The organism is Citrobacter sp. RHB25-C09 (assembly GCF_013836145.1).
Classification (GTDB): Bacteria; Pseudomonadota; Gammaproteobacteria; order Enterobacterales; family Enterobacteriaceae; genus Citrobacter_A.
The window spans coordinates 3,923,847-3,935,621 of record NZ_CP057483.1 but is presented as its reverse complement, the minus strand read 5'-3'; the positions used below and the strand labels follow the sequence as shown (position 1 = coordinate 3,935,621).

General features: G+C 51.9%; 9 protein-coding genes. 2 read left to right on the top strand and 7 right to left on the bottom strand.

Features of this window, described 5'->3' with window-relative positions; all coding sequences use genetic code 11:
- Positions 1-14: 14 nt before the first annotated feature.
- Complete coding sequence (gene kdgT / locus HVY19_RS18620; RefSeq protein WP_181682081.1) at positions 15-1,013, bottom strand: 2-keto-3-deoxygluconate transporter; 999 nt, start codon at positions 1,011-1,013, stop codon at positions 15-17.
- 700 nt (positions 1,014-1,713) lie between these two features.
- On the opposite strand from kdgT, the gene proP reads away from it, so the two are divergent.
- Both proP and pmrR read left to right on the top strand, forming a co-directional pair.
- Complete coding sequence (gene proP / locus HVY19_RS18615; RefSeq protein ID WP_181682080.1) at positions 1,714-3,216, top strand: glycine betaine/L-proline transporter ProP; 1,503 nt, start codon at positions 1,714-1,716, stop codon at positions 3,214-3,216.
- Between the two features lie 157 nt (positions 3,217-3,373).
- A complete protein-coding gene (gene pmrR / locus HVY19_RS18610) occupies positions 3,374-3,463 on the top strand; it encodes an LpxT activity modulator PmrR (RefSeq protein ID WP_181682079.1) in 90 nt (29 codons plus the stop codon).
- Here the strand turns inward: pmrR and pmrB are convergent.
- The 6 genes from pmrB to adiA all read right to left on the bottom strand — a co-directional run bounded on the left by pmrB (position 3,457) and on the right by adiA (position 11,768).
- Complete coding sequence (gene pmrB / locus HVY19_RS18605; protein WP_181682078.1) at positions 3,457-4,539, bottom strand: two-component system sensor histidine kinase PmrB; 1,083 nt, start codon at positions 4,537-4,539, stop codon at positions 3,457-3,459. The genes pmrR and pmrB overlap by 7 nt on opposite strands.
- Positions 4,540-5,214 carry a two-component system response regulator PmrA gene (pmrA, locus tag HVY19_RS18600; protein ID WP_181682077.1) on the bottom strand — a complete coding sequence of 225 codons (675 nt, stop codon included), beginning with the start codon at positions 5,212-5,214 and terminating at the stop codon, positions 4,540-4,542.
- Positions 5,211-6,854, bottom strand: coding sequence for a phosphoethanolamine transferase EptA (gene eptA, locus HVY19_RS18595; protein ID WP_181682076.1), 1,644 nt, complete (start codon positions 6,852-6,854; stop codon positions 5,211-5,213). The genes pmrA and eptA overlap by 4 nt, the downstream gene beginning before the upstream one ends.
- A gap of 131 nt (positions 6,855-6,985) precedes the next feature.
- Complete coding sequence (gene adiC / locus HVY19_RS18590; protein WP_181682075.1) at positions 6,986-8,323, bottom strand: arginine/agmatine antiporter; 1,338 nt, start codon at positions 8,321-8,323, stop codon at positions 6,986-6,988.
- 139 nt (positions 8,324-8,462) lie between these two features.
- Positions 8,463-9,224, bottom strand: coding sequence for an AraC family transcriptional regulator (locus HVY19_RS18585; protein ID WP_181682074.1), 762 nt, complete (start codon positions 9,222-9,224; stop codon positions 8,463-8,465).
- A gap of 276 nt (positions 9,225-9,500) precedes the next feature.
- Complete coding sequence (gene adiA, locus HVY19_RS18580; RefSeq protein WP_181684328.1) at positions 9,501-11,768, bottom strand: arginine decarboxylase; 2,268 nt, start codon at positions 11,766-11,768, stop codon at positions 9,501-9,503.
- Positions 11,769-11,775 lie beyond the last annotated feature (7 nt).

Genomic DNA, 11,775 nt, shown 5'->3' with positions numbered 1-11,775 from the left:
AGAAAGGTTGCGTATTAATGGCTTGCGGATTCCGCCGCGTTTTCTTCTGCATCGGCTCGCGCTGCAACGTGACCGAAACGTTTGGCGTAGAGCGCAGTAATAATCGGCACCAGAATCGCCGTGACGACCACGCTGGCCGCGACCAATGCCGTCGCGGAAGCGGCAACCGGTTCAAACGCAGGGTTAATTTGCGCGATAATCACCGGGTTGGCCACCGCCGCGCCTGCCGCTGATGAGGCCGCGACACCTGCAGTACCGTTACCACCACCGATGACACGGTCAGCGATAATCAGCGGAATACCGGTAATGATAATCACCGCCACACCCAGCAGGATCCCCAACAGCCCGGTATCGACAATCACCGCCAGGTTAATGGTATTACCCAGTGCAAAGCCGAAGAACGGAATCAGAACCGGCGTGGCTTTACTGAAGAATGCGCGCAGATCGTGGTCCAGGTTACCCAGCGTAAAGCCAATCAGGAACGGTAATACCGCGCCGATAAAGTGATGCGGTTCGAAAGAGCCGAGGCCGGCGGCACCGAGAATGACCATCGTCATCAGCGGACCGGACTCCAGCGACATCAGAACAAATGCCCCGGACTCTTCTTTGGTACCGTACTGGTTCATCAGGCTGGCGTACAGGCCGCCGTTGGTCATATCCATAGCGGAAACAATGGCCAGAACTGAAAGTCCGGCAAAGAAGCCCGTTTGAATACCGGTATCTGGAATAAACGAGGCGGCGATCATGGCCACTGCCCAGGCCACGGCAATTTTAGTAATGACCAGCGTGCCGGATTTACGCAACACTGTACCGGTAGCGCGTAAGTCAATTGATGCACCGATGCAAAAGAACCACACCGCTAAAATAGGTACCGTGCCGCTAATCATTCCTTTAGTAAAGGAACCAAAATAAGCGCCAGTATTGGGTGCCAGAGTATTTACAATTGCGCCAAGCAGTAAAGGTATCAACATCATCCCGCCAGGGATGCGTTCAATCGTGGCTTTAATTTTCATACATGTCCTCACTTCTTGCCCGCGAAACACGCGGTCATGGGGGCAGAAATTATTAAAATTCAGTTTGTTATAGCTGAGCACTTTGTAAGTGAGTTTGCTTTCGCGCTCTCTGATACCCAGCGAATACGCCGATTTCGGCTGCTCTCACATCCCGGTGATGTTGCAGTGGGTGTTATCTTGTATTCATTGGAATATTGATTCAATCAAAATGAAATGCTGTTTTAGTTATCTTTGTCACATAATCAAAGTAAACATTCTTAATGGTTATCTTTATTTATAAGAGGCGTGAATGACTTGTAAAAAATGGCGAGGTTAATGCCTGGCAGAATAATAATAACGGCAGTGATTTTCTAAGACGGGATAAAAATAAATGCCATCATGAAATAGAAAAATTGAGCAACATTACGGTGTGAAAAAAGTGATTAAGAAACAACTTATTTACTTCTGCTGACGAAACGCGAATTTATATGTGAAGTTGATCACAATTTTAAACACTGGTAGGGTAAAGAGGTCATTAACCGCCCAAATCAGGCGTCAACAGGTTCGGTTGTACAGTCCTTAACCGGTCAGTGTAAGTAAACCTGCTACGCTTGTATCAGCGATTGCACGTGCGCAATCCCGACGCTTGCTGATCCTGACGCACAGGTTGCGCCAGGCGTCAGACATGCGGCGAGACAGGGCTTAGTCTATGAGGACAGCTATGCTGAAAAGGAAAAAAGTAAAACCCATTACGCTCCGTGACGTCACCATTATTGATGACGGTAAGCTGAGAAAAGCCATTACTGCAGCCTCGCTGGGTAATGCCATGGAATGGTTCGATTTTGGTGTTTATGGTTTTGTTGCTTACGCATTAGGTAAAGTTTTCTTTCCGGGGGCTGACCCCAGCGTGCAGATGATTGCCGCCCTTGCTACCTTCTCCGTTCCCTTTTTAATTCGTCCGCTCGGTGGTTTGTTCTTCGGTATGCTTGGCGATAAATACGGTCGCCAGAAAATACTCGCCATTACCATCGTCATTATGTCGATCAGTACTTTCTGTATTGGCTTGATCCCGTCTTATGCCTCGATTGGCATCTGGGCGCCGATCCTGCTGCTGCTGTGTAAGATGGCACAGGGATTCTCGGTCGGCGGTGAGTACACCGGGGCGTCGATTTTTGTGGCTGAGTATTCTCCCGACCGCAAACGCGGCTTTATGGGAAGCTGGCTGGACTTCGGTTCTATTGCCGGGTTTGTACTCGGCGCGGGCGTGGTGGTACTGATCTCCACCGTTGTCGGTGAAGAGAATTTCCTCGAATGGGGCTGGCGTATTCCGTTCTTTATCGCTCTGCCGTTAGGGATTATCGGGCTTTACCTGCGCCACGCGCTGGAAGAAACCCCGGCGTTCCAGCAGCATGTCGATAAACTGGAGCAGGGCGACCGTGAAGGTTTGCAGGACGGGCCGAAAGTCTCCTTTAAGGAGATTGCCACCAAACACTGGCGCAGCCTGCTGGCATGTATCGGTCTGGTGATTGCCACCAACGTGACTTATTACATGTTGCTCACCTACATGCCGAGCTATTTGTCGCATAACCTGCACTACTCTGAAGATCATGGGGTGCTGATTATTATCGCAATCATGATCGGGATGCTGTTTGTCCAGCCGGTGATGGGGCTGCTGAGCGACCGTTTTGGCCGCCGACCGTTCGTGATTATGGGCAGCATCGCGCTGTTTGCGCTGGCGATCCCGGCCTTTATTCTGATCAACAGTAATATCATCGGTCTGATTTTTGCCGGTTTGCTGATGCTGGCGGTGATCCTCAACTGCTTTACGGGGGTCATGGCCTCAACGCTGCCGGCGATGTTCCCAACGCATATTCGCTATAGCGCGCTGGCGGCGGCGTTTAATATCTCAGTGCTGATTGCTGGTCTGACGCCGACGTTGGCTGCCTGGCTGGTGGAAAGCTCGCAAAACCTGATGATGCCTGCCTATTATCTGATGGTCATTGCGGTGATTGGTTTTATTACCGGTATCACCATGAAAGAGACGGCGAACCAACCGCTGAAAGGGGCGACGCCTGCGGCTTCGGATATTCAGGAAGCGAAAGAAATTCTCGGTGAGCATTACGATAATATCGAGCAAAAAATCGAGGATATCGATCAGGAGATTGCCGAACTGCAGGTGAAACGTACAAGGTTGGTACAGCAGCATCCGCGTATTGACGAGTAATACGGAAATGTTGCCTGGTGGCGCAGACGCTTACCGGGCCTACGCTTTTGGTTGGCCGGATAAGGCGCTTGCGCCGCCATTCGGCAATCGTTCATCACTTAAGGTTGGCTTAATCTCTGGCTGGCACACTCTCTTCCATAGCCTGGAGGAGAGTGTGATGAAACAACGTGTTTATGAAAGTTTAACGACGGTATTTAGCGTACTGATTGTCAGCAGCTTTTTGTATGTCTGGCTGACCACTTACTGAGTCTTCTTTAGCTTCACCCATGCACGGGTTCCTGTCGTTCCTTCGCGGTTCTGCAATATGAACTGCCCGTGATGCAGTTGGGTGATGCGAGTGACGATACTCAGTCCCAGCCCAATTCCACCGTAGCGACTGTCCATGCGAACAAAGGCTTCGCTTAACTTGCCACATTTACTCTCGTCTATTCCCGGCCCTTCGTCCTCAACCGCCATAATCGCGTCATCATCTGCCTTCAGAGAGAGAGTGATGGTCGTCCCTTTCGGGCTGTAGCGATGGGCGTTCTCCACCAGATTTCGCAATAGCATCCGCAGGAGGGTGGCATCGCCGTCGACGGTAACGTCGTCATGGCTCTCAGGGAGCAGCAAAGTTTGCTCTCGCTGGTCCAGCATGGTGCTCAGCTCATCGTAGGAGGGCAAGATCACATCATCCAACAGCTTAACGTGTTGGTAAGTGCCGGAGGAAAAGGATTGCCCAACGCGGGCGAGCTGTAAGAGTTGCGACACGCTGTCCATCATTTGGTCCAGACGCGCGACCAGGGGCGCGACGTCGACATTGTGCGCCTTCGACAATAACTCCAGATGCAGGCGCACTCCCGATAGCGGTGTGCGCAGTTCATGGGCAACGTCAGCAGTGAACAGGCGTTCATTTTCGATGGTGGTGGTCAGTCTGTTCACCAGCTCATTTAGCGCCGTAACAACCGCTTGAATTTCCACGGTCGAGCTATGAATATCAATCGGCTTCAGGTTATCCGCCGTGCGGGTTTCTAACTCTTTTTGCAGATCGGCGAGCGGGCGGGTGATGCGGCGCACCGCCTGGTAACAGATGACGAGGGTCAATCCCACCATAAACACGCTGGGGACGATCAGACTGGCGACCGCCTCGCGGATCTCATGCATGATGTGGCGGTCGTTATTTCTATGGTCCCGCAACGCCTGCTCAAAAAGCTGGATTTGCTCGGTGCTTTCGTGCCACAGCCAGAAGGTACTGATGAGCTGAAAGACCAGTAGAATCAGGCCAATCGTGATCATCAGCCGCTGCCGCAGGGTCATCGGCCTGTGCAGAAAACGCGTCAGCTTCAATTAGTTTTCCTCGCTCCCGTTCGCTACCAGCATGTAGCCAAACCCCCGCACGGTACGAATTCGCGACTTGCCGACTTTGTCGCGCAGGTTATGAATATGCACTTCCAGGGTATTGGTGGAGGGTTCGTTGTCCCAGTTATAAATGTCGTTGTAGAGAATTTCGCGGTGTACCGGGCTTCCGGCCTTCAGCATGAGGCGGGAGAGTAGCGCGTACTCTTTCGGAGTGAGGACCAGTTCTTCCCCCTCTTTCCACACCTGACGACGCCCCATATTAAGCGTCAGACAGCCGACCACCAGTTCACTCTCACCCTGATTATTATGCCGGCGCAGCAGCGCGCGGATGCGGGCATGAAGTTCCTCAAGGGCGAAAGGCTTCACCAGATAATCATCGGCACCCACGTCCAGCCCGGATATTTTATCGGCAAGGGTGTCTCGCGCGGTGAGGATCAACACCGGCAGGGTGTATTTTTTCTGGCGGATTCGCGCCAGGAAATGCAAACCATCTTCGTCCGGCAGGCCGAGATCAAGCACCACCAGGCTGTAGTGTGCGTTTTCCAGACATTGCTCCGCTGCACGGGCAGTGGCGACACCGTCGCAGGCGTACCCTTCGGTTTGTGCCGCCAGAATCAACCCCTGCAGTAACAACGTATCGTCTTCAACAATTAATATTTTCATTCGGTGACTCTCCTGCAAGGTTGCAGAATATCATCTGCGGGCTGGTATTGCGTTGTCTCAACGCCAGTCAGTCCCAGCATGGTTGAGAAAAGATTATCCTGCGAATACTCCTGAGATTGCGCTCTCGTTTGCAGGCAGGTAGCGTCAATCTTGTAGCGCTGCTGGTAGTCTTCCGACAGCCACAGCAGCATCGGCACGTGTTTCTGCGCGTCTGGCGCAATGCTGTAAGGCAAACCGTGCAGGTAGACGCCGTTATCCCCCAGTGATTCGCCGTGATCGGAAAGATAGACCAGGCTGGTGGTAAAGGTGTCCTGATGCGCTTTCAATATATTAATCGTTTTATCAACAATATAGTCGACATACAGCACGGTGTTGTCATAGGTATTCACCAGTTGCTGCTGTGAACAGGTCTGAATTTCATTGGTGTCGCAGGTCGGGGTAAATTTCCGGAACTGCGGCGGATAGCGATTATAGTAAGTCGGGCCGTGGCTGCCGATGGTATGCAGCACAATAACGCCGTCGCCTTTCAGGTTGTTGATGTACTCCTCCAGGCCGTGGAACAGCACTTCGTCATAGCATTCGCCTTTAATGCATTCACCCGGCAGGTTTAAGGTGGTCATATTCTGATGCGGCACACGGTCGCAAGCGCCCTTACACCCGCCGTCGTTGTCGTTCCACAGCACATTAATGCCCGCACGCTGAATAATATCCAGCATCCCTTCCTGGTGATGCGCCAGCTGTTCGTCGTAATGCTTACGCGGCATGTTGGAGAACATACAGGGTACCGAAACGGCGGTGGCGGTGCCGCAGGACGTGGTGTGCGGGAAGTAGACCACGTTATCTTTTGCCAGCAGCGGGTTAGTTTCGCGGGCATAACCGCCGAGCGAGAAGTTTTCAGCACGTGAGGTTTCGCCCACGATCAGAACGGTCAGGGTTTTACGCTTCGCTTGCTGCATCAGCGGGTTGCGATGGGCATCTTCGCCAATACGCACCAGGGGCAGGTTCGCCAGACGCTGATGGGAATACCATGACCAACTGGCGACCAGGCTGTTCGACGGGCTGAGCGATTTGACCAGCTCTTTATTGTTGCGAAACAGCGAGGCGTAATCTTTATAGAAAAGGGCGGCGACCAGCAGGATCACTGCGACGGACGCCAGAACGCTCGCTATGCGATAAAGGCCGCTACGTAAGGGCCGAGCGGCCGGTTTTATTTTGATCCAGCAGAAAACGATGGCGGCCACAATACCGCTTAATCCAAGCGTGAGTACCATCTTCGGCGTCATCAGGGCGAAGGTTTCGGCAGGCGTCGTGTCTACCATGTTCGCAATCATCGTGCGGTCGATGACGATGCCGTACGTCATAATGAAGTACTGCGCCGCCGCGCTCACAATGACAAAAAGACAGGCCAGAGGCCGGTTCAGCCACAGGAATGAGGATAAAGTCAGCACAATATTGATAACGCTGAACGCCACCAGCGGCATCGATATAAAAACCAGCACATTGCGCAGCGAATCCATCGGCAGCGCCTGGATAACCTGCCTGTAGAACGCAATGTTCAGAAAAACAGAGAGATAAAATGAAACCAGAAGTAGCCAGGTGAGCAGGCTGAGAGTCGGTCTTTTTACAATGCGCTTTAACATGGTGGGGGTTCCATCAATTTAGTGCGCAAATACTCTCAGACTAAAATTAAGCCAACCTTAAGAACTTAAGGTTGGCTGGGGGAGCACACGTCCGACAGGCTGGCGCCATCGGGCAACATCAATAATCTGTATTAATTTTTGCTTACCGGCGCATCCAGAGGATACGGGTTTTTATGGATCCGGTTGTAATTGAGTGCATAGAGCGCGGTGATGATCATCAGGGTGACAAATGACCACATGACCTCTTTCGCTCCAGAACCGACCACTGCCCAGATGCAGTAAATAAACGCCACAAAAGTGACCAGCAGATACACCGGACGCGCTTTGCCAAAGTGCCCATGACCGAGCAACAGGAGTGCGGCACAGGTGTAGAGATATGGCACTAGCGTGAAGATGACCGAGACGGAAGAGACAAGACCAAATTCTTTCGTCGCGTTCGGCGAAATACTGCTGAACTGGAAGATGGTCATGAGGATACCGACGATAATCAGCCCGGCCACCGGGATGCCATCTTTGTTCACGCGAGCAAAAATTGGCGGGAAAAGACCGTCATCGGCGGCGGCTTTTGCCGTCTGCCCGGCCAGTAACGTCCAGCCGCCCAGCGAACCTAAGCAGCCCGCCGCCGCGCAGAAGGAGACAATTGCGCCTGCGGTTTCACCCAACGCCATACGTGCCGCATCACCGAACGGAGAAGAGGAGACACGCAGCGCCGCGTTAGGGATCATCCCCATAATTGCCGTTGTCGAAAGCACATAGCAGACGGCCGCAATCAGCACCCCACCAATGGTGGCAATCGGCACGTTGCGTTTTGGGTTTTTAACCACCCCTGCCGCTACTGAGGCGCTTTCCACCCCAATAAACGACCACAGCGTGACGTTAAGGGTGCTTTGAATCGCTCCAAAGGTGTTCATGCCGCTGACGTTCCAGGCAGCCATGTAGGTAGCGCTGTGGAACCAGAACCAGCCAAACACCGCGATACCCACAATAGGGATCAACGCCAGCACCGTGGCGACCGCCTGAACGCGGGTGATCATTTTAGGGCCGACAATATTGAGCAGGACAAAGATCCACAGCACCGCGACACAGGTTAGCGTCAGCACTAACGGATCTTTTAGGATCGGGAAGAAGTAGCTGAGATAACCGACGCCAATCACGACCATCGCAATGTTACCAATCCAGCAGGCTAACCAGTACAGCACGTTAGTTTGATAGCCGAGGAACGGACCAAAGCAGCGCCGCGCATAAGCGTAAGAACCGCCGGGACTGGGATCTAAGGACGACATTTTGGCGTAAACCATCGACAGCGCCAGCGCGCCGAGGATCGTGACAAACCATCCGTAGATTGCAATCCCACCGGTGGAGGCAAGGTTTGCGGGCAGGAGGAAAACCCCTGAACCCATGATATTCCCCGACACCATTAAGGTGACGGGGATTAAACCCACTTTGTGGGCATCAGCATCCGAGGACATAATATTACTCCTGTTAGGAACAAGAAATTGCTCTTAATAATACGCCCTTGGCGTGCGGATGAATGTTGTCTGATAAGGCTTATCGCCAATGACGATATTATTGTAGCTCATAATTAATTAAGCCGACGTTAAATGCTTATTACGCTGCAGCCTGATCTTTAAAATGGCTAACATAGTGTAAAGGAGTCATGCCATAGAACTCTTTAAATACTGAAATAAAATAAGATGTGCTGTTGTAACCACAAAGTTCAGAAATTTGAGAAATATTTTTCCCGGTTGTTAATAGTTGATTAACAGCGTAACGCATACGACAGGTAGTGATGATTTCACTGTAAGTGGTATTTTCACTTTTCAATTTTTTCTTAAGCAGGCTGGGGCTCAGGCATAAGCAACTGGCGACCTGATTAAGATTCCACGACTTATGGATATCGCTTTCGATAATATGGTAAACACTGTCACTAATCCGGGTACGCAGCATAAACATCAGCAACGGCAGGAACTTTTTGCTTTCGAGAAAGCGGGAAAGTACGGTGAACAGCAGAGAACGTGCGCGCTCTTCCTCACCTGGGCTGTCATTGTGCTGAATACTGTATTGCGCGGCAACGCAAAAGACATCGGGCGTCATGCAATCGACGGCGATGGCTGGAGTCGCGCTTCGCGGCCATACAGGAATAGTGGACAGGTCTTTATTTAAAAAACGCAGATATTCTTTAATTATATCGCGGCTAATATGTGCGACCAGTGCGTTATTAAATGAAGAGATATCAATGATGTTATTTTCACAAGCAATAAGAGCCATGTTATTGGCTTTTAAGGAAATTGCCTCCTTACCATTTATTCTTAGCCAAACGTCTTTTTCGGTTAACACAACGATGCACGGTTCATTACTGTATATTCTCATACCCTAACTCCTGCAATAGGACATAAATATCCGTTCTCGCCAAAGGAGCGAGATAAGACGGTTATTTTGTTTTGTATGACGAATGAGGTCGATAATAAGATAATCGATATGGAAATAATTGCAAGTGTAACTGAGTTTTTCTTAAGTAAAGTCAATTTTACAGAGTGGAAACTCTGTTTATTCGTGAAAAAAAAAGCGCGGGGGAGGCCCGCGCAAAAGGTATGACAAAGCAGAATGTGAACGTGATTACTCAGGAAATCAGTGGTATTTCCATTATTACGCTTTTACACACATGACGTGATAGACGCCATTGATAATCTCTGTCCCTTCGGTTTCGTGCTCGAAGCCGGGGAAATGATGATCCCATGACTGTAGCGCCCGGAGATAACCCACCTGCGGGCTGTTCTCGTCGCCAAAGTTTTCCCCGGACAGCAGCATCGGGATCCCCGGCGGATAAGGAATTACCGAGTTCGCCGCGATACGCCCTGGCAGGTTCTCAATGGCCACCATTTCAACGTTGTCATTGACGATAGCGTTATATGCTTCGCGCGGCGTGATTTCGGCAACGGGCAGGCTGGAATAGGCCGCATTCAGGCTTGCGCCAGGGTTGTTTTCGCGCAGCCAGGCAAACATTTTGTCGCCGAGGTCATGGAGCCCCAGGTTGGCGTAGATTTCAGGATGATCCTCAACCAGCTCGGGCATTACCTGCGTCAGCGGGGTATTTGCATCATAGTGGTGTTTAAACGAGCACAGGGTGTTGATCAGGGTGCCCCATTTACCGCGCGTAATCCCCATTGAGAACAGGAACATAATCTGGAAGTCAGTGGTGCGGGTTGGCACGATGCCGTGACGCCCAAGCCAGGCAGTAACCAGTGCGGCAGGGACCCCCGTCTCTTCCAGTTCACCATCGTCACCCATCCCCGGCGCAAGGATACTGACTTTAATCGGGTCGAGCATGCTCCAGTTATCCGGTAAATCCTTAAAGCCATGCCAGGTTTCGCCAGGACGCATGACCCAGCAGTTCTGGTCGGTGGCCAGTAAAGTTGCCGGTGCGTCGGCAAAATCCCAGGTTTTGCCAGTTTCCGGGTCGGTAATAACCTCTTTATTCCACGGTTTGAAGAACCAGTCGCCTTCGGCACTGAACTCTTTATATAAACGTGCCATCGCCTGACGGAAATCAATCGCTTCGTCGATCACTTCACGGGTCAGTGACTGGCCACTGTTACCGTCCATCATTGACACGGCAACGTCGTTAGATGCGCAAATGGCATACAGCGGTGAGGTGGTGGCATGCATCATGTACGCCTGATTGAAGCGGGAGAAGTTAACCGCGCCGCGACCTTCGCGCACATGGATGTAAGACGCCTGAGACAGCGCGTTCAGCAGTTTGTGTGTGGAGTGAGTGGCAAAAACGGTCGGGCCGTTATGGTCGCCTGGCTCACCGCGCATTGCGTAGTGGTCGGCATAAATCGGGTTAAAACGAGCGTAGCCGTACCAGGCTTCGTCGAAGTGGATACGATCGGTGGTCTGCGCCAGCAGATCCTGCGCCTCTTTGGCGTTATAGCACACGCCATCGTAGGTGCAGTTGGTGACCACGCTGTAGGATGGTTTCTGCCCCAGCTTCGCTTTAGTCAGCGGGCTGTCGCTGATTTTTTTCTGAATGGTTTCCGGCTGCATTTCCTGCGGATAGATAGGGCCGATGATGCCGTAGCGGTTACGGCTGGGCACCATATATACCGGTTTCGCGCCGGTTAGGATCAACCCCTGCTCAATAGATTTATGGCAGTTACGGTCCAGGACGACCACGTCATTATCGGTCATGCAGGCCTGCATAATGGTGCGGTTAGAACCGGATGTGCCTACAACGACTGACCAGGAGCGATCGGCACCGAACACTTTAGCGGCATATTTTTCGCTTTCACCAAATGCGCCAGTGTGGTCGAGCAACGAGCCCAGCGACTCGCGTTCAATCCCCATGTCGGTGCGGAACAGATTTTCGCCATAGAAATCATGATACAGGCGACCGGCCGGGGTTTTGGTAAAGCCGACCCCGCCCTGGTGTCCCGGTGCGGCCCAGGAATATTCATGGATATCGCTGTATTTCATCAGCGCGCTGAACAGCGGCGGTAACAGTTGTTGGCGATAGCGCGTCATGGCCGCAACGGCGCGTCCGGCGATAAAATCTGCGCTATCTTCGAGGATCCAGGCGAACTCATCGACAAGTTCCAGCAGGTCGCGGTCCAGCGAGGCAATGGCTTTCTCTCGGTCACCCAGCAGAAAAACCGGCACGTTTTGCTGGCGCTCATGAAGCTTTCCGATCAGTTGTCTGACGTTGTGATGTTCATCGGGGTGTTCCATTTGATAGCTGAACATCAGGCAATCAATGGCTTCGTTTGCGGAAAGGATGGCGTAGCCGTCGTCGAATGACGTGGACTTAATGACGGTCACATTTTGCCGACTTAAAGCATCTGCCAGACGCTCGACAGCACTGCCAACCCAGGTGTCCTGATGGAGGAATTCACTTTCTACGATTAGTACTTTCATCATCTTT